The sequence below is a fragment of the Desulfovibrio oxyclinae DSM 11498 genome, assembly GCF_000375485.1.
Classification (GTDB): domain Bacteria; phylum Desulfobacterota; class Desulfovibrionia; order Desulfovibrionales; family Desulfovibrionaceae; genus Pseudodesulfovibrio; species Pseudodesulfovibrio oxyclinae.
The window spans coordinates 95,947-113,960 of the sequence record NZ_AQXE01000005.1; the positions used below are offsets into that span (position 1 = coordinate 95,947).

The 18,014-nt window shown below is 61.7% G+C and carries 12 protein-coding genes; 5 read left to right on the forward strand and 7 right to left on the reverse strand.

Features of this window, described 5'->3' with window-relative positions; genetic code table 11:
- The first annotated feature begins 124 nt into the window (after positions 1 to 124).
- Genes B149_RS0106850 through B149_RS0106865 form a run of 4 tightly spaced genes read left to right on the forward strand, consistent with a single transcriptional unit; the run spans position 125 to position 3,759 of the window.
- Entirely contained in the window at positions 125 to 727 is a 603-nt protein-coding gene (locus tag B149_RS0106850; RefSeq protein ID WP_026167493.1) for a TetR/AcrR family transcriptional regulator, read from the forward strand.
- A complete protein-coding gene (locus B149_RS0106855) occupies positions 727 to 1,710 on the forward strand; it encodes an HlyD family secretion protein (RefSeq protein WP_018124443.1) in 984 nt (327 codons plus the stop codon). Before B149_RS0106850 ends, B149_RS0106855 begins: the two co-directional genes overlap by 1 nt.
- Positions 1,703 to 2,623: an ABC transporter ATP-binding protein gene (locus B149_RS0106860; protein ID WP_018124444.1), complete on the forward strand. Its 921-nt coding sequence runs from the start codon at positions 1,703 to 1,705 to the stop codon at positions 2,621 to 2,623. The genes B149_RS0106855 and B149_RS0106860 overlap by 8 nt, the downstream gene beginning before the upstream one ends.
- Entirely contained in the window at positions 2,620 to 3,759 is a 1,140-nt protein-coding gene (locus B149_RS0106865) for an ABC transporter permease (protein WP_018124445.1), read from the forward strand. Before B149_RS0106860 ends, B149_RS0106865 begins: the two co-directional genes overlap by 4 nt.
- On the opposite strand, the gene B149_RS16670 is transcribed toward B149_RS0106865, so the two are convergent.
- Positions 3,756 to 4,769, reverse strand: coding sequence for an HD-GYP domain-containing protein (locus tag B149_RS16670; RefSeq protein ID WP_018124446.1), 1,014 nt, complete (start codon positions 4,767 to 4,769; stop codon positions 3,756 to 3,758). The two genes, B149_RS0106865 and B149_RS16670, sit on opposite strands and share 4 nt — an antisense overlap.
- Positions 4,766 to 7,372: a PAS domain-containing sensor histidine kinase gene (locus tag B149_RS17885; protein ID WP_018124447.1), complete on the reverse strand. Its 2,607-nt coding sequence runs from the start codon at positions 7,370 to 7,372 to the stop codon at positions 4,766 to 4,768. The genes B149_RS16670 and B149_RS17885 overlap by 4 nt, the downstream gene beginning before the upstream one ends.
- A gap of 115 nt (positions 7,373 to 7,487) precedes the next feature.
- Here B149_RS17885 and arfB point away from each other — a divergent pair, with 115 nt between their 5' ends.
- Positions 7,488 to 7,913, forward strand: a complete 426-nt coding sequence (gene arfB, locus B149_RS0106880) for an alternative ribosome rescue aminoacyl-tRNA hydrolase ArfB (protein WP_018124448.1) — start codon at positions 7,488 to 7,490, stop codon at positions 7,911 to 7,913.
- Between the two features lie 10 nt (positions 7,914 to 7,923).
- Here arfB and B149_RS0106885 read toward each other — a convergent pair whose 3' ends face one another.
- The 5 genes from B149_RS0106885 to B149_RS0106905 form a co-directional block, all read right to left on the reverse strand.
- Positions 7,924 to 9,009, reverse strand: coding sequence for a mechanosensitive ion channel family protein (locus tag B149_RS0106885; RefSeq protein WP_018124449.1), 1,086 nt, complete (start codon positions 9,007 to 9,009; stop codon positions 7,924 to 7,926).
- A gap of 153 nt (positions 9,010 to 9,162) precedes the next feature.
- Complete coding sequence (gene glgP, locus B149_RS0106890) at positions 9,163 to 13,398, reverse strand: alpha-glucan family phosphorylase (protein WP_018124450.1); 4,236 nt, start codon at positions 13,396 to 13,398, stop codon at positions 9,163 to 9,165.
- A 10-nt stretch (positions 13,399 to 13,408) separates the two neighbouring features.
- The gene (locus B149_RS0106895; RefSeq protein WP_018124451.1) at positions 13,409 to 14,614 is read right to left on the reverse strand and encodes a glycoside hydrolase family 57 protein; all 1,206 of its coding nucleotides are present in this window, start codon (positions 14,612 to 14,614) and stop codon (positions 13,409 to 13,411) included.
- Positions 14,611 to 15,897 carry a glycosyltransferase family 4 protein gene (locus B149_RS0106900; protein WP_018124452.1) on the reverse strand — a complete coding sequence of 429 codons (1,287 nt, stop codon included), beginning with the start codon at positions 15,895 to 15,897 and terminating at the stop codon, positions 14,611 to 14,613. The genes B149_RS0106895 and B149_RS0106900 overlap by 4 nt, the downstream gene beginning before the upstream one ends.
- Before the next feature lies 1 nt (position 15,898).
- Positions 15,899 to 17,863, reverse strand: coding sequence for an amylo-alpha-1,6-glucosidase (locus B149_RS0106905; RefSeq protein ID WP_018124453.1), 1,965 nt, complete (start codon positions 17,861 to 17,863; stop codon positions 15,899 to 15,901).
- Positions 17,864 to 18,014 lie beyond the last annotated feature (151 nt).

The following is an 18,014-nucleotide window of genomic DNA, read 5'->3' on the forward strand; positions in this document are numbered from 1 at the left end:
CCACATTTTCAGCCCTGTTTTGCCGGATGATTGTGTGACGATTTGCAGATTATAACCTTCTGCAGTTGACAAAACCTGTCGTCAAAGTGAAGGTGAAATCACATTCACCAAATGGAGGTCTGCCGTGGCAAAGCGGATGTCGGGCGAAGAAAGAAGGATGCAGGCGGCCGAGGCGGCCTTGAAACTCGCCGAGGACGGGCTTTCCGCAGTGACGCTCACGGGCGTTGCCGAGGAAATGGGCGTGGTGCCATCCGCGCTATACCGTCACTTCAAGAGCAAGGATGATCTGATGCTGGCCGTGCTGGCGCGTATGCGCGAGGTGGTGGAGGAAAACGCCAAAGAAGCAGTCAGTGACGCGACCGATCCGCTGGATGCCTTGCGCCGCCTCTCGCGTTTGCAGGCCGACTCGCTGTACAGCCGGCCGGGCGTCATGCACCTGATGTTTTCCGAAAAGGTCGTCGGCTCAAGCCCCGAAGTACGTTCCGGATTCGACCGCACTTCCGGCAGTTTTCGGGAGCGGGTCCGACTGCTTGTAGAGCAGGGACAGCGCGAAGGTGTGATTCGTGACGATGCCGACGCCACCGATCTTATGTTCATGTTTCTTGGCATCCTTCTGCCGCCGGTGTTCCTGAATCATATCAGTGGCGGTGAGTTCGATTTCCGGGAACAGGTCCAGCGCAACTGGCGGTTCTTTGAACAGACCGTCCGTGCACGAAAGGAGGACTGATGAGACCTCTCGTTTCGTTTGTTTTCTCACTCTCGGTGCTTCTGTTGGCCGCATGCTCCGAATCTCCCGACTCATGGCAGGGGTATGTGGAGGGGGAATACGTGCACGTCGCCGCTCCCATCGGCGGCAGGTTGCAGACGCTCTCGGTTGAGCGCGGGCAGACCGTGGCGGCCGGAGCGCCCCTGTTCACGCTGGAGCGCAGCTTCGAGGCTGCCGGGGTTGCCGAAGCCGAGGACAACCTGCGCCGCGCCGAGAACGAACTCGCCAACCTCTCCAAGGGCAAGCGTCCGTCCGAGATAGCTGAAATCGAGGCGCGGCTTCGCAAGGCCCGTGCATCCATGATTCTTGCCGAGGCCGAATACAAGCGCCGCGAAAGGCTGCTCGACGAAAAGACCATCTCCGAAGAGGAGCGTGACCGGTCGCTTACCGAATACCGTACGGCCCGCCAGCAGGTGGCGCAGATCCGCGCGCAGCTCGACACCGCGCGGCTCGGAGCGCGAGAGGACGAGGTCAAGGCGGCTGAGGCCAACGTGAGTGCGGCCCGCGCCAAGCTGGAGCAGGCCCGCTGGAATTTCGACCAGAAGGCGCAGGACGCCCCCGAAGAATCGCTGGTTTTCGATACCATCCGTGAGGAAGGCGAATGGGTGCCCGCAGGGAATCCGGTGGTCTCCCTGCTGCCGCCGGAAAACCGCATCGTACGCTTCTTCGTGCCCGAAACCGTGGTCTCGCGGCTGAAGCCGGGCATGGATGCCTCGGTGCGCATGGACGGTCGCGATGAGCTGCTGCCGGTCCGCATCAGCTATGTCGCGCCGGAGGCCGAATATACTCCCCCGGTGATTTATTCCAGCTCCACCCGCTACAAGCTGGTGTTCATGGTCGAGGCGCGGCCTGTTGATCCGCGGGACGCGGCGGGACTGAAGCCGGGGCAGCCGCTGGACGTGCTGCCGCCGCAGGGCGTTCCCGTGGAGGTCGGGCATGAGTGACGAGCGCGTCATCGACGTCAGCGGCGTGACCAAGTCCTTTGGCGACCGCACGGTGGTCCGGGACGTGGACATGCATGTGTCGCGCGGCGAGATATACGGTTTTCTCGGCCCCAACGGCTCGGGCAAGACCACCTTCATCCGGATGCTCTGCGGCCTGCTGGAGCCGGATGCTGGCGAAGGAACCTGCCTGGGCTACGACATCCGCACCGAAGGCGACCGCATCAAGCCGCATGTTGGCTACATGGCCCAACGATTTTCCCTGTATGAAGACCTGACCGTGCGCGAAAACCTTGAATTCATGGCCCGCGCCTACGGCATGAGGAACGTGAAGCGACACGTGACGCGGATGCTCGATTCCATGGGGCTGGACCGGTTTGAGAATATCCTTGCCGGGGGCCTTTCCGGTGGCTGGAAGCAGCGGCTGGCGCTGGGCGCGAGCATACTGCACGGGCCGAAGCTGCTGCTGCTCGACGAACCAACGGCGGGCGTGGACCCGGGCGCACGGCGCGACTTCTGGGACGAGGTGCACCGGCTGGCGGCCGAAGAGGGCGTCACCGCGCTCATCAGCACGCACTACATGGACGAGGCGGAGCGCTGTCACCGGCTGGCCTACATCGCTTACGGCGACCTGCTGGTGCGAGGCACGGTGCATGAGATCATCGAGCAGTCCGCACTGGTCACGTGGCGGGTGCGAGGTACGAAGCTTCATGAGCTTGCCGAAAAGCTCAAGGGCATGGATGGCGTTCGCCAGTCCGCGGCGTTCGGCAACGACCTGCATGTTTCCGGGCCGGACGGCCGGCTGCTGGAAAAGGCCATCCGTGCGGTTTCAGGACCGGATCATACAGCGGAACAGGTGGACACCTCGCTCGAAGAGGTCTTCATCGACATGATGCGAAGGAGCGGCAAGCAATGAGCGTCGGGCGGTTCAGCTTCAGCCGGTTCGCGGCCATGGCCGCCAAGGAGTTCGTGCAGATGCGGCGCGACCGCCTGACCTTTGCCATGATGATCGGTATTCCGCTTATTCAGCTCATCCTCTTCGGCTACGCCATCAATTCGGACCCTCGCCATTTGCCTACGGCAATCCTTTCAGCGGATGAGTCGGCGTATTCGCGCTCCATCGTGGCCGCCATGCAGACCAGCAGTTATTTCGACGTGAACCGCATCCTCGACAGCAGAAGACAGGCGCGCGAGGCCATGAACCTCGGCACTCAGCAGTTCGTGCTGACCATCCCGGAGGGCTTCGGCCGAAAACTCATGCGCGGCGAGCGTCCCGTGCTGTTGCTGGAGGCCGATGCCACCGACCCGTCCGCCACGTCCGGGGCCATCGCCGCCGTGAACCGCGTGGTGACCACGGCCATCGCCCGCGACCTGAAAGGGGCCTTCGGGAATCTCATCCCCCGGAAGGCGCCTGTGGACCTGCGCATCCACCGGGATTTCAACCCGGAGGTGCAGACGCAGTACAACATCGTGCCGGGCCTGATGGGGGTCATTCTGACCCTGACGCTGGTCATGATCACCTCGCTGGCCATCACCCGCGAGCGTGAACGTGGCACCATGGAGAATCTGCTGACCACCCCCATCCGGCCGCTGGAGGTCATGCTCGGCAAGATCGTGCCGTATATTTTCGTGGGGTACGTGCAGATGGTGCTGATCATGGTGGCGGCGCGTTTTCTGTTCGGGGTGCCGTTCGAGGGCAGCGTGCCGCTGGTGTTCCTGCTCTCCGTGGTCTTCATCGCCGCGAACCTGACCGTGGGCGTGACCGTCTCCACCATAGCAAGGAACCAGTTGCAGGCCGTGCAGCTCTCCATCTTCTTTTTTCTGCCGTCGCTGCTGCTTTCGGGCTTCATGTTTCCGTTCCGTGGGATGCCTGAGTGGGCGCAGACCATCGGCTCCGTGCTGCCGCTGACGCATTACCTGCGGCTGGTGCGCGGGGTGCTGCTCAAAGGCATCGGGCCGTTGGACGCAATGCATCACGTCTGGCCGGTGGCGATATTCCTGCTGGCGGTGCTGCTGGTGGGGCTCAAACGGTTCAGGCGCACGCTGGATTAGCCGGTCTGCGGGGCGGCAGCGGTGTCCTGAATGAGACGGTAGCCGTCATCAAAAAGCTCGACGCAGATGTCGGCGAAACGGGCGTCGTACTGTGTCTGGCGTTTGGCCCGCAGTTCCTTGAGTGCTGCCCCGACGCCAAGGGCGGGCCGGTAGGGCCGGTGCGAGGCCATGGCGTCCACCATGTCGGCCACCGCGATGATGCGCGCCTCGGTGCAGATGGCGTCGCCTTGCAGGCCGTGAGGATATCCTGACCCGTCGAGGCGCTCGTGGTGTTGCAGCACGACCTCGGCTATGGGCCATGGAAAATCGACGTGGCGCAGCGTTCCCCACCCCGTCTCGGGGTGCTCGCGGATGATGGCCATCTCCGCCTCGCTGAGCACGCCGGGCTTGTTCAGGATGCTGAACGGAACCCCGATTTTGCCAATGTCGTGCACAAGCGCGGCCAGTCGCAGTCCGTGCAGCCTGTCGTCGTCCAGTCCGGCCTTGCGGCCTATGGCGACGCTTAGGCGCGCCACGCGGTTTTGGTGTCCACAGGTGTACGGGTCGCGGGTCTCCACCAGATCCACGAAAGCGTGGATCATGCCCTCCATGGCGGATTGGGTGCGTTTGAGAATCTGCAGTTCCCTGTCGCTTTCCAGGAATGACCGGTAGCGCATGGCCTGATCAATTGCGTGCTGCAGATCTTCGGTCTGGAAGGGCTTGGCGAGGAACCGGAAGATTCCCCCATGGTTGACGGCGTCAACCGCTGCGGCGAGGTCTGCGTATCCGGTCATGAGGATGCGGATGCAGTCCGGCTGGAGTTCCTGCGCCCGGCGCAACAGTTCGATGCCGTCCATGCCGGGCATCTTCAGGTCCGTGACAAGCACGGCCGGATTTTCCCGCCTGAGTATGTCCAGTGCCTTGCCGGGGTTTTCTTCCGTGATGATTTCGTAATCGACCGCACGCATGTGCCGCCGCAACGCGCTCAAGAGATTCTTTTCATCATCGACGATGAGGACCCGTGGCATCATTCCCCAGCGTCCTCTGGGGTCAGCGGCAGCCTGATTTCGAACGTGGAGCCCTCGCCGGGAGTGCTGCGGACGTTGAACTTGCCGCCGTGGCCGGTGACGACCACGTTGTGAGCGATGGAAAGCCCCTGTCCCGTGCCGCGCCCCACATCCTTGGTGGTGAAGAAGGGGTCGAACACACGCTGACGGACTTCCTCGGTCATGCCGATGCCGGTGTCCTCCACTTCCAGCACGACCCAGTTGTCCTCGCGCCGGGTGCGGATGGTGATGCGTCCCTTCTCCTCGCTGTCGCCAATCTTGTCGGCAATGGCGTGCGCGGAGTTGATGATCATGTTCAGCAAGACCTGATTGAGTTCGCTTATCTGGCAGTGCACGGTCGGCAGGGAGTCGTCCAGGTCCGTCTCAAGGTCGGCAACGTATTTCCACTCGTTGCGCGCCACGTTGATGGTGTTGCGAATCCCTTCGTTGAGGTCCGAAGGCTTCATGCCCTCTTCGCCGGGATGCGAGAATTCCTTCATGGACCGCACGATCTCGGTCACGCGCGCGATGCCTTGCGTGGACTGCTCCAGAGCCTGTGGCACTTCCTCGTACATGAACTCCACGTCGGCCTCGTCCGCGATCTTCGTGATGGTCTGCCGGGCCTTTTCCGCCTCTTCGCCGGAAAGCTGCTCCACCTGTTCCATCGCAGTGTCAAGCACCGTCTTGATGTGGCCGAACGCTTCTTCCAGAAAACGCAGGTTGTCCCCTACGTACTGGATGGGCGTGTTGATCTCGTGCGCGATGCCCGCCGCAAGCTGGCCTATGGATTCCAGCTTCTGGCTGTGCCGAATCTGGGCCTCGTTCTCCACCCGCTCGGTGATGTCGCGCGCCACGGCCACGTAGTTGACTATCTGGCCGTCTTCGTCCTTGACCGGTCCCACCGTGCATTCCTGACTGTAAAAGCTGCCGTCCTTGCGGCGGTTACGGAACTGGCCGTTCCAGACATGCCCGGAAGAAATGGTCTCCCAGAACTCACGGTAGAATTCACGGTCGTGCTCACCGCTTTTGAGGATCGAAGGCTTTTTGCCGACGACATCCTTGCGCGTGTATCCGGTGACTTTCTCGAAGGCGGGGTTGGTGTATTCGATCACTCCGTCCGCGTCGGTGATGATGACCACCTCGGCGGCCTGATCCAGCGCCTTGGCAAGTCTGCGACTGCGGGCCTCGGCCTCCTTGATGGCGGTGATGTCGGTGAAGGTGCCCACGATGCCCACGGGCTTGTCCGGGTCCTCTCCCATGGGAACCGCCATGCCCAGCACCCAGAACTGGCGCCCGCCGCGGGAAATGATGCGGAACTCCGAGCGGCTGCTGCGCTTGCGGCTGGTGCCGCCGAGCCAATCGCTCCGGACGCGCTTGCGATCAGCGGGGTGCACCATCTTCATCCAGCCTTCGGAAAGCAGCTGAATGAGTGTGGTGCCGAACATGTTCAGGAACTGCTCGTTGGCGTAGGCCGGGTTGCCGTGCAGGTCGGTTATGAGAATGCCAACGGGGCTGGCTGCGGCGATGCTGCGGAAGCGGGTTTCGCTTTCGCGTCTGGCGTCCTCGGCCCGTTTGGTGGCGGTGATGTCGTTGCCGACGGCCAGCACTTCAGTGAGGCGGTCATTCTCATCGGTAAGGGGGGAGAACGTCCATGCGAACCATGCTGGATGCCCTTTGCAGGTGGGGCATTGCATGTCCAGAGATACCGAAGCTGAACTGGAGGCGAGTTGCCTCACTGCCGAAGCGAAGGCTTCCCGGTTTTTGGAGTCCTCAGGAAAAACAAAGCCGAAGACCTCTTGATTCCGCTTGTTTTCGTTCGGGCCGAAAAGAGCGGCGCCATATTGGTTCAGAAAGCGAATCCGCCCGTCGGGGGACAGTCGCATGATGACGCTGCCGCTACTCTCCACAAGGTGCCGATAGCTGTCACGGCTCTGGCGAAGACTGTCGAGGATGGGCTCCCATGCGCGGATCAGGACCACCATGCAGAACAGGGCAATGCCGAAGCCCGTGGCGAGCGCGATAACGCCGCCTTCAAGCAGCGGGGCGCGGATGGTGTGAAGGTCAACCTTGACCACCATACCCAGCAGGATGTCCCCGTTCAGGCGAAGCGGCTTGTAGGCCGCGAGCACGGCTGTTTCGCCCTGATCGCTCACCTCGGTCACGCCCTGTTCGCCCGCAAGGGCCAGCGCCATGGGGCTGGCCAGCCCGTTGCCGAAGGCGAGGCTTGAAAGTTCTAGTTCGGTGTCGCGCACGAGGCGGCCGTTGACCACGAGGAAGCGGGTGCCCCCGGTGGCTTCCTCGTGGATGCCGATGCTCGCCTTGGGGGCAGCGTCCGAAAGGGTGGATTGTGCGAAGGCCACCTGCCCGATGGTGGCGTCGAAAGCGCGCTCGCGGTGCATGATGGAAAGATTCGAGCGGTACATTTCCCGGATCATGGCGCTGTCCTTGAGCAGGCTTCGCCAGATCCATTCGCGCTGCTGGGAATAGGCGGATTCATACTGGACGTAGAAGGAAATCGCCGCAACCGCCATGATGGCTGCGGCCAGCGTGGCGCCGAAAATCCAGATGTTGCTTTTGGTCAGTCGCATCCCCTCTCCCGCCGGCAGTTCGAGTCTCGAATTGAAATTACGGGAAAAATGATCCGGATGCCATGATAAACCGCTTCGGTTTGACGCTTCCCGCTCATGGCGGTAGCTTCCGGCCATGGACATCAGGATCAACGACAGGCTGATCATCCCGGAAGCCGAGCTCAGGTTCACCTTCAGCCGTTCCTCGGGGCCGGGGGGACAGCATGTGAACACGGCCGATACGCGCGTCACCCTGCTCTTCGACGTGGAAGGCTCTCCAACGCTGTCGCAGTGGCAGAAGGACCGCCTGATGCGGGCGCTCGCCTCGCGCATCGGCAAGGACGGGATGCTGCGTATCTCTTCCGATTCCGAACGCAGTCAGAAACGCAACCGCGAGGATGCGGTCCGACGTTTTGCCCAGCTTCTGCGCGACGCCCTCAAAAAACGCAAGGCCAGACGCCCCACGCGTCCCACGCGGTCCAGCGTTCGCCGCCGCATCCAAGGCAAAAAGCACCGCGGGGCCATCAAGAAGGCGCGCGGCAAGGTTGGCAGCGACGAATAGTCTGCGGGCCCTACGACGATTCTTCAAGCGGCTCCGCAGTCGCGCCCGCTTCATCCTGCAAACGAACGCGATGCCTCGGCAGACACTGCGGACATTTTTCGTTTATGTATCCGATGAGTCCTTCGCGGACGATGCAGCGCAAATCCCACGCCGCCCCCGCGTTGTCCGCGCTCACCAAAGCCCGCAGCGTCACGGTGTCCGGGCCTGCGTCCGTCACCTGAAGTACGCAGGTCTTGCCGTTCCAAAGCCCGGAATTGGCTTCGCACAGACGGCGCAGCTCTTCGCGCAGTTGATCCATCGGCACGGTGTAATCCGCATGCAGGAACACGCTGCCGAGAATCTCCGCGCTCTTTCTGGTCCAGTTCTGGAACGGGGTTTCCAGAAAGTAGGATATGGGCAGGATGATGCGGCGCAGGTCCCACGTTCTGACCACCACGTACGTGAAGGTTATCTCCTCGATGCGGCCCCATTCGCCTTCCACGATGACAACGTCGTCAATGTTGACCGGATGCGACAGGGCCACCTGAATTCCGGCCACCATGGCGCCGAAGGTTTTCTGGGCGGACAGGCCGAGCAGGATGCTGAGCACCCCGGCCGAGGCCAGCAGCGTTCCGCCGAGGGCCCGGAAGCGTTCGAAAAGCATCAATGCCCCGGCCACGGCGACGATCCAGACGACCACCACCACGATCCGCTGAAGAACCCTGACCCGCGTATGCACCTGCCGCGCGCCGAGGTTGTCCTCCACGTTCACGTCGTATCGCCACAGCGTTACGTCGCAGAAAATGGAGACCACCGCGGTAACACCCCAGGCAGCGAACATGATCCAAAGGATGTTCAGGATGGTACTGATCGTCTTTGACGCGGCCTCGTCAAGTTGTGCAAGCGGCACGAGGACTCCCACGGCGAAGATGACGGCTGCGGCGGGAATGAGCATTCGCGTTCGTGAACGCAGGGAATCCAGAAGAGCGTCCCGAAAGCGGACCGTGCCGGGCGTACGACCCCTGAAGAGCCAGATGAGAATGCCCGCCGCCGCGATGAGCGTCGCCGATGCCAGCGCGATGCGGGCAGAGAGTCTTATGAGTTCAACCGATTCCATTGCACCTCCTTTCAGTCCCCGTTTTGCAGGATAAGGCGAACCTCAGAATAACCGTAAACGGATGAAGTTTTGCATTATAGTTCTGGAATCAAAAAGGCCGCCGGGGCGCCAAACGGTGTGCTCCCGGCGGCCATGATGGCTGGTTGGGTCGGATCAGCTCCAGCGGATGAGGCGGGTTTCGTACTTGCTGCCGAGGCCCGGATGCACGGGCAGGATACGTACGCCGTATCGCACCGGTCCCACCGTTGTGGGTGAATATTCGGCGGTGAACGTCAACGTGTTGCCTTCGGAGTGCTTGATGGTCATGGGCGCCACGTCCAGCGGCTTACTGCCGGAATCGTCCGCCACCACCAGTTCCGCCAGCAGCTCTTCGTCGTGCAGCTGCCCCTTGTCCACCTGCGCAGTGACGTGCAGCGGTTCGCCGTAGCGAATGATGTCGCCGCTGATGCCCGTGACCCGCACCTCCTTGATCGAGGCCGTGGCAAATCTGCCGGGAATGCGCTTTCGCCAGCCGCCCACTTCGCGGGCCAGAGAGTATCCGTCACGCGAGCGTCTTGATGAGAGTTCCAGAGCGGGCTTATACAGTTCTTCGATGTAATCCTCGACCATCCTGTGGGTTCCATACTGCCCGAGAGAGGTCTTCATGGCGGCTCGCATACGGGATACCCATGCGTGGGGGACGCCGTGCTCGTCGCGATCGTAGAATTCGGGCACCACTTCGTGTTCCAGAACGGAGTAGAGGTGATCCGCGTCCACGATGTCCTGATTGACCTGCGTGTCATAGACGATGCCCTGACCCACGGCCCAGCCGTTGGAGCCGTTGTAGGCCTCGTCCCACCAGCCGTCCAGTACGCTACAGTTCGGAACGCCGTTGGCCGCGGCCTTCATGCCGCTGGTGCCGCTGGCCTCCATGAGCCTTGTGGGCGTGTTGAGCCACAGGTCGGAGCCGGACACGAGCAGGCGCGCCAGCCGGATATCGTAGCCTTCGAGGAAGATGAGCCGTCCCATGAAGTCGTCCTGCTTGGCGAGCCTGACGATGAGGTTGATGAAGCTTGCGCCCACGGTGTCCGCCGGATGCGCCTTGCCTGCAAAGATCAGGTTCACGGGACGGTCCGGGTTGCACAGGATGCTCTTGATGGTCTGCATGTTGTGCAGGATCAGCGTTGGCCGCTTGTAGGCGGTGAAGCGGCGGGCGAAGCAGATGGTCAGGTGTCCCGGATTCAGCTCGCGCAGGAAGTGCCTGAGCCGGTTCGGCGCTTCGCCTTCGCGCTCCCACTGGTTCGAGATGGAGCTGCGGATCTTGTTGTAGAGTCGTTCCTTGAGACGGCAATGGATGTCCCACAGCTCGCGGTCCTCAACGGCATCGAGGCAGTTCCAGTCCTGATGCTGGCGCAGTGCGTCATGCAGGCCGACATGGCAGTTGCGTTCGATGGCACCGCGCATGTCCTCATCCACCCAGGAAGGCATGTGGACGCCGTTGGTCACGTGGCCGATGGGCACCTCGCCCAGCAGGAAGCCACGCCAGAGGTCCATCCACATTTTGCGCGAGACCTCGCCGTGCAGCCTGCTTACACCGTTCCTGCGGCAGGACAGGCGCAGGGCGAGTACGGTCATGTTCAGATGGTCCGATTCCTCGGCGTACATGTGCCCGAGGTTCCAGAGGCTGTCCCACGGGACGCCCATACCGGCGGCGTAGTTGCGAAAATAATTCTCCACCAGCGACTTTTCAAACCGCTCGTTGCCGGCGGGGACAGGCGTGTGCATGGTGAAAACCGTGGCTCCGCGCACTGCCTCCTTGGCTTCGGAGAATTCCATGCCCTCCATGACCATGAGTTGCCGGATGCGTTCCAGCAGCATGAAGGCCGAGTGTCCTTCATTGAGGTGGAAGATGCTCGGTTCGATTTCAAGGGCGTTAAGCAGTCGAACGCCGCCGATGCCGAGGATTATTTCCTGCTCGATGCGTCCCTTGGAGGATGGCTCATACAGCCTTGCGGCGATGTCGCGGTCCGGGCGGGAGTTTTCCATCACGTCCGTGTCCAGCAGGTAGAGCGAGGCGCGGCCCACGCGTACTTCCCATATCTGGGCGAAGACCTGCCTGCCGGGCAGGTCCACGGTGACGAGGATGCGCTCGTCGTCAACGTTGTGCAGCGGTGTGACGGGCATTCCCGCAAACTCGTTTTCCCGGTACTCCACCACCTGATCGCCGTAGCCGTTGATGCGTTGGTGGAAGTAGCCGTTCTTGTACAGCAGCGAGACACCCACAAAGGGCAGGTTCAGGTCGCTGGCGGATTTGATGTGGTCCCCGGCGAGCAGGCCGAGACCGCCGGAGTAGACGGGGATGCTTTCATGCAGGCCGAATTCCATGGAGAAATAGGCCACCGGGTTGTCCCAGGTGATGCCTTCAACATCTGCGTCGCCCTTTTGCGCCATGTAGGCGTCGAAGCGGGCGATGATGTCATGAAAGCGGCCCATGAATGCATCGTCGGACGTCAGACCGTTCAGACGGTCGCGGTCCATGGTGTCCAGAAAGCGTACCGGATTGGACTCGCACGCATCCCAGTGTTCCGGGTCGATGTCGCGGAACAGGGCTTGCGCGTCCTTGTTCCAGACCCACCACAGGTTGTCGGCCAGTTCCCGCAGACGGGTCAGTGCCTCGGGCAGTTCGGTCACTACCGAAAACGAGCGCAGGCGTGGCTGTGTGGTGTTGACTCCGGAAAAGCTGATGAGTTCGCTCGGCGCCGCAGCCAGCCGTTGCACTCCGGCCACCCGCTCCGTCCGTGAGGCCGCAGAGCAAGTGTAGGCTTCTTCGTACAGGGGGTAGAAGTTGTCCCATGTGGTTTCTTCGGCAAGCTCGCGTGCGGCGTCACAGCGTTGTTCGTGCTCCTTGGCATCCCAGTGGGTGAAGCGATCCAGAAAATCGGTAAGCTGGTTCTTCGCCCCCGCGTAATCCTGATTCAGCCGATCCAGCACCATTACGCCCGGGTGTCCGTCGGGATGCTTTTCCAGCACCCACTGCCCGAATCCTGCGCGGTTCGAGGTGACGGTGGGCACGGCGAAGCTGGCACTTTCCATGGGGGTATAGCCCCACGGCTCATAGAAGGACGGGAAGACCGTCAGGTCCATTCCGGCGAGCGCGTCATAGTATTCCATGTCGAGCACGCCGTCGTGCCCGTCAAGATAGACGGGGATGAAGATGGCACTGCACCGGTCATCCGTTTCGTTGTCGAGGCCCGCGTTGCGGCAGGCATTGACGATGGGATCCTGTTCCGGGCTTCCGATATGGTGCGTGGCGATGCCCGCGTATTTTTCCATGCCGTAGTGGCCCTTCTTGATGCGCATGCGCGCCTCGTCGCTGAATCCGGCGTAGCCGCAACTCACGAGGATGAACGTGACCACCTCCACGTCCTGCCCCTGAAGTCTGCCGTTGAGTTCCCCGAGACTCTCGATGAGCATGTCGATGCCCTTGTTGTGGAATTCGTATCGTCCGCTGGTGGCCAGAAAGAGTGTTTTTTCCGGATCAAGGTCCCTTTCGAGGAAATGCGAGGTAAACTCCACCAACCGTTCCCGCGAGCGCTGCTTTCTTGTCATGACTTCTTCGGGCGCGCCGAAGTCGTCGAGGTTGAAGCCGTTGACCGTGACCACGTTCGGATCGGTGCCCAGCAGGGTCGCTGCCTCGCGCCGCGTGATGTTGCTGACCGTGGTGAAGCAGTCCGCCTCCCGTGCCGAGACCGATTCCATGGAGTGCTTGGCCGCCACGCCGAAGACCTTGGCCTCCTGCGTGGGTTCGATCTCGTCCAGATTGGCGTAGATGTCGTTTCCCGAGCCCGACATGGCCCGTCCAAGCATGGTGGCGTGGGTGGTCAGCAGAGTGCAGACCGCCGGAGCGTGTTTGCGCAGGTGCAGCACTCCGGCTCCGGACATCCATTCGTGGAAATGGGCGTAGACGTCGGAGACGTCTGCCGCGTCATCCGCAAATTCCTTGATGATCATGGCCGCCGCAGTGCTGAAGATTACCGGCTCCACGTAATCCCAGCCGCCGGTCATGGAATCCACGCCGAAGTCGTTCCAGAGCTGGAAGAGCAGCTTGTCGTGGTCGGGGACGGCCTGCAGAAAGTCCACGAGCAGAGCGTAGGGTTTGCCGGGCGCGTCCCAGCGTCCGGTTTCCACGTGGATGGAGCGATCGGCAAGCCGTTTGAGCGCAGGGCGCAGGTCATCCGGCGGCTCCCCCGGTTCGAATCCGGGGTTGCGGGCCAGTTTCGGGCCGATGACGGCGTACCGTTGCTCAAAAAGACGCGAGGCGTGTCCCGCCTTGCTGTTGAGGACGGTGTGGATGCCGCCGACCTTGTTGCAAACTTCCCAGGATATCTCGAAGAGCCAGCTGTTTTCCATGCCGATGCTCCTATGCGGCCTTGTCGGCGGTTTGTCTTTCAATGGTCAGGGCTATATCGTTGAGGACGTTCATGTACGTGATGAACGCCTGATGCGGCGTCGGATACGGGTTGAAGTACTTGTGCACGTCGCCGTCGGAAAACCACTTGGTGCACATGTAATAAAAGTGGTCCGAGGTCAGAAGCTCGCGCCATGTGGCGATCACTTCGTCGTCGTCGCAGGCGAGCACCTTCTCCTCAAGCGAATAGGCCAGCTCTGCGGCCGCATCCTGCATGGGGTTGCCCAGCCATGCGGAGATGTCGCGCTCGAGGTCTGCCCACGAGGTGAAGTAGGGCACGTCCAGCTGCGCCACGGGGTCACTGATGGCCGAGGCCTCCGCAGGGGTGCGGAAAGCGAAGTCCCCGTGCTTCATGAGCATGTCCGGCAGGGCCCGGAAGAACTCGAAGATGCCGGTATCGGCCCACTGGTGCTCCCCGAAGGTTTCGTAGTCCATGAACAGGTTGATGGTCTCTCCGGTTCCCGCCGTGGCGTGCACCCAGCGCGCGAAGGTGTCCGCGGACACGGGCCACTGGTCCCAGTTACGGTCCGAAAAACGAAACGCGATGTCGTCCGAGAGCCGGTAGTTCTTGAGCAGGGTCTTGAGCTTGTAGCACCCGGCGGGCTGATACGCGAAGTTTGGAGAGCGCCAGCCGAGCACCTGATCCGCCCCTTCGGCGAGGATGGTGGAAAAGCCCAGACGCTCAATCTCGCGAGCCAGATCATTGTTGTAGATCAGTTCGGTGTTGCGGAAGGTGCGGGTCTCCATGCCGAAGAAATCCTTGATGACATCCCGGTGCTGCTTCACCTGCCTGCGGAATTCCTTTCTGGAGAAAAGAAAGGAGAGCGAGTGGTAATAGGTCTCTCCTATGAATTCCACGCAGCCCGTATCCGCCAGTCGCCGGAAGGAGTCCAGCACGTCGGGCCGGAATTCCTGCATCTGTTCCAGCGCCACGCCGGTGATGGAGTAGGCGATGCGGAATTTCCCCCGGTGCTGTTCGATGAGGTCCAGCATCATCCGGTTCGAGGGAATGTAGCATTTGTCCGCCACCTTGTTCATGATCTCCCGGTTGGCCCGTTCGTCGCGATGGGGCCTGCCCGTGCCCAGATCGAAGAACGAAAACGACTGGTCCAGCCGAGCGGGCTGGTGCACCTGAAAATAAAAGCATATCGAGGTCATGCCTGTTCTCCGCACAGTTGCGAGTAAATGTCGATCACCTGTTCCGCCGCCTGTTCCCAGCGGATCTTCTTGAGCGTCTCAGCGCCCTTGCGGGCCAGCTCTGCGCTCAGGTCGTCGTCGGTGATGATTTCGAGGATGCTCTTGGCAAGCAGATCCACGTCCCAGAAGTCCACCTTCACGGCGTTGTCCAACAACTCCGCGACGCCGGACTGACGGGAGACGATGATGGGCACGTCATGCACCATGGCTTCCAGCGGCGTGATGCCGAACGGCTCGGAAACGCTGGGCATCACGTACAGGTCGCTCATGGCGTATATGCGCTCCACGTCCGTGCCGCGCACGAAGCCGAGGAAGTGAAAGCGGTCCGCCAAACGCTTGTCCGCCATCAGTTCCACCATTCGCGGGAACATATCCCCGGAGCCGGCCATGACGAAACGCACGTCGCGGTACTGCTTCAGCACTTTCGCGGCAGCTTCGACAAAATAGTCGGGCCCTTTCTGGAGTGTGATGCGCCCGAGGAAGAGCACGATCTTTTCCTTGTAGGGCTTGTGCAGCCGCAGCGCGCCGAAACGCCGATCCCGCGAGACCGCGTTGTAGACGACCTTCACCTTTTCCGGCGGGATGGAGTACCGGGTAATGATCCGGTCGCGCGTGTAATGGCTCACGGCAATGACGGTGTCTGCGGCCTCGAATCCGGCTCGTTCGATGTCGTAGACCTGCTGGTTCACATGCTCGCCGCTGCGGTCGAATTCGAGCGCGTGCGCATGGACCACCAGCGGCTTTCCGGAAACGCGTCTGGCCTCGATTCCCGCAGGAAAGGTCATCCAGTCGTGCGCGTGAATGACGTCGAAATCGCCCTTGGTGGCGAGATGCGCGCCGATGACGCCGTAACGCACGATCTCTGCCATGAGGTTCTCGCCGTAGCCGCCGGAAAAATCGGAGTCCAGCTCGCCGACAATGTCCTCGATGCGCAGGTTGCGCTCGGTTTCAAGGATGGAGCGGTACTCCTTTTCCGTGATGTAGGGCCGAAGCGGCGAGAGCACTTCCAGCACCTTGACCCTGTTGGTCAGTTCGGCCACTTCGCGCACGCCCACCGTGCTGCGAATCTGGTTGGCGCCGATAAGGTCCAGATGCGAGGCGTCCTCCCCGGTTTCCAGCCGGGGCAGCACGAAGCTCACTTCCGTGCCCAGCGAGGCAAGCCCTTTTGTCAGGCCGAGGCAGGCGGTACCGAGGCCCCCCGAGATGAATGGTGGGAACTCCCACCCGAACATGAGTACCCGCATCTTATTTTCCTCCCAGCAGACGATGCAGCCTGATCACTTCCCCGACGCTCCAGGCCTGCGCGATGCAGCCTTCCGGCCGGTGGGGCGGATCGCCCGTGTAGATTTCCGGGATGGAGGCGATGCCGTATTCCTCGGGAAATGCGTCAAGCAACGGCTTGAGGTAGTCGCGCAGGAACTTTCGTGCCGATGTCGCATCCTCTGCCTGTTTCAGGAAGGCTTCTCCGAAGTGGCCGGCCAGCCATGGCCAGACCTGCCCCTGATGGTAGGCCGCGTCCCGCTGATCCGGACCGCCTTCGTAGAACGGGGCGTAGGCCGGGTTGCGGGGGGAGAGGGTGCGCAGGCCGAACGGCGTGAGCAGATGCTCCTGCACGGTCTGGATTACGGCGCGCATCCTGTCGATCCCCAGCATGGAGTGAGGCAGGGAGATCGCGAAGACCTGATTGGGGCGTATGGAGCGGTCTTGACCGTTGCCGTGCACCACGTCTGCGAGGCAGTTGTCCTCATGGTTCCAGAAGCGGTCTTCGAAGGCGGCGTGGAGTGCTCCGGCTGCGGACTCGGCGCGCCCGGCGAGCGCTTCTGCCGAATCCCGTTCTCGCGTCAATTCAAGGAAGAAGCGTAAGGCGTTGTACCACAGGGCATTGATTTCCACGGCGGCCCCGTGGCGCGGAGTGACGGGCCTGCCGTAGGCCTGCGCGTCCATCCACGTGAGCTGGGTGTTTTCATCACCGGCAAAGAGCAGCCCGGATTCGTCCACCCGGCAATGCGGGACCCTGCCCTCAAGGTGTGCGGCGACGATGTTGTGAAGCGCAGGATAAAGGGCCTCCTGCACGAATTCCATGCCGCCGCCGAAGCGCAGGTATTGCTGCACGGTCCAGAAGAAGAGCAGGGATGCGTCCACCGAGTTGTAGGCCATGTGCGAGGACTGCTGGGCCAGATAGTTCGGCAGCAGTCCGTCGCGTTCAAGAGAGGCGTAGGCGGATATGATCTCCTCGCCAAAGCCCTGCCTGCCGCAGCAGAAGGCCAGTCCGGGCAGGGCAAGCATGGTGTCGCGGCCCCATTCGCCGAACCAGTGGTACCCCGCCACCACCGAAGGCATGTCGTCGCGGTTGCGCACGAGAAACTGCCTGCCCTGGAATTTGAGGAACCGCACGTGCTTGCGGTTGGAGCGGCAACGGGAATATTCTTCTTCGCGTCGCGCCAGTTCCGCCTTGCGTCTGCGTTCGGGGTTCTTCACTTCCTCGGTGGATGCCGCGAAGACCACGGGATTGCCCTTCTTCAGGACGACTTCGAACACGCCCGGGCAGAACAGGTCCTCATGATAGTCAAAGCCTCGGCTTCGTTCCTTGAGGTATTCAAGGCTATTGTACCACTTGGGTCCCGGGAAGAATTCGTTGGACCTGTTCAGCGTCATGTAAAGGGGCGGCATCCCCTCGTAGGGGTCGATCTTGCGTCCGTTGCGCACCGGGAAAGTCTTGGGACGCAGGTGCATGTTCTCATGAGCGAGGGCGTGGATATCCCGATAGGCCAGCAGCGGCCTGAGCCGAAGCGTGGGGGAGATGGAACCTTCAAGCAGTTCGTAGCAGATCAGCACGCTGTTTTCCCCGTGCACCATCATGGTGCTTTTTCGCACCACCGTATCGCCGATGCGGTAAGTCGCGCTCGGCGTCAGCCCCTGTTCGAAGCCGTCAAAGAACTGGTGCCCGGTGGGGTGGTACACGCCGGGATATTTGTTGGTGGAAAGGAGGAACTCCTTTTCGCCGTGCATGAGCGAGGCTTCCACCTTGGAAAGCAGCACAAAGCTGCCCCGGGGTTCGCGCAGGGCGGCCACAAGCATGCCATGGTACTTTCTCGTATGGCAGTTGATGACCGTGCTTGAGGCATAGCCGCCAAGACCGTTGGTATCGAGCCATTCCCGGCGCTGTGCCGCCTCGGTGTTGATGCAGTCTTCCCGTTGGACTTTTCGCATGTTCCGTGCCCTTCGTTGCGTGCTGTGGTTGTCTCCGGCAAAGAACCGGAGGAGACGGGTCAAACCTCAGCATAAATACAATCGGGGACAGGATTGCAAGCGAAAGATGGCAATCTTGCGTTATTAAAATGCAGTCGCCGGAGATGTTGAA

Bases quoted from the DNA above. Each gene is read 5' to 3' on its own strand.
- B149_RS0106855 (WP_018124443.1), top strand. From the start codon at position 727: ATGAGACCTCTCGTTTCGTTTGTTTTCTCACTCTCGGTGCTTCTGTTG.
- B149_RS0106860 (WP_018124444.1), top strand. From the start codon at position 1,703: ATGAGTGACGAGCGCGTCATCGACGTCAGCGGCGTGACCAAGTCCTTT.
- B149_RS0106865 (WP_018124445.1), top strand. From the start codon at position 2,620: ATGAGCGTCGGGCGGTTCAGCTTCAGCCGGTTCGCGGCCATGGCCGCC.
- B149_RS16670 (WP_018124446.1), bottom strand. From the start codon at position 4,769: ATGATGCCACGGGTCCTCATCGTCGATGATGAAAAGAATCTCTTGAGC.
- B149_RS17885 (WP_018124447.1), bottom strand. From the start codon at position 7,372: ATGCGACTGACCAAAAGCAACATCTGGATTTTCGGCGCCACGCTGGCC.
- arfB (WP_018124448.1), top strand. From the start codon at position 7,488: ATGGACATCAGGATCAACGACAGGCTGATCATCCCGGAAGCCGAGCTC.
- B149_RS0106885 (WP_018124449.1), bottom strand. From the start codon at position 9,009: ATGGAATCGGTTGAACTCATAAGACTCTCTGCCCGCATCGCGCTGGCA.
- glgP (WP_018124450.1), bottom strand. From the start codon at position 13,398: ATGGAAAACAGCTGGCTCTTCGAGATATCCTGGGAAGTTTGCAACAAG.
- B149_RS0106895 (WP_018124451.1), bottom strand. From the start codon at position 14,614: ATGACCTCGATATGCTTTTATTTTCAGGTGCACCAGCCCGCTCGGCTG.
- B149_RS0106900 (WP_018124452.1), bottom strand. From the start codon at position 15,897: ATGCGGGTACTCATGTTCGGGTGGGAGTTCCCACCATTCATCTCGGGG.
- B149_RS0106905 (WP_018124453.1), bottom strand. From the start codon at position 17,863: ATGCGAAAAGTCCAACGGGAAGACTGCATCAACACCGAGGCGGCACAG.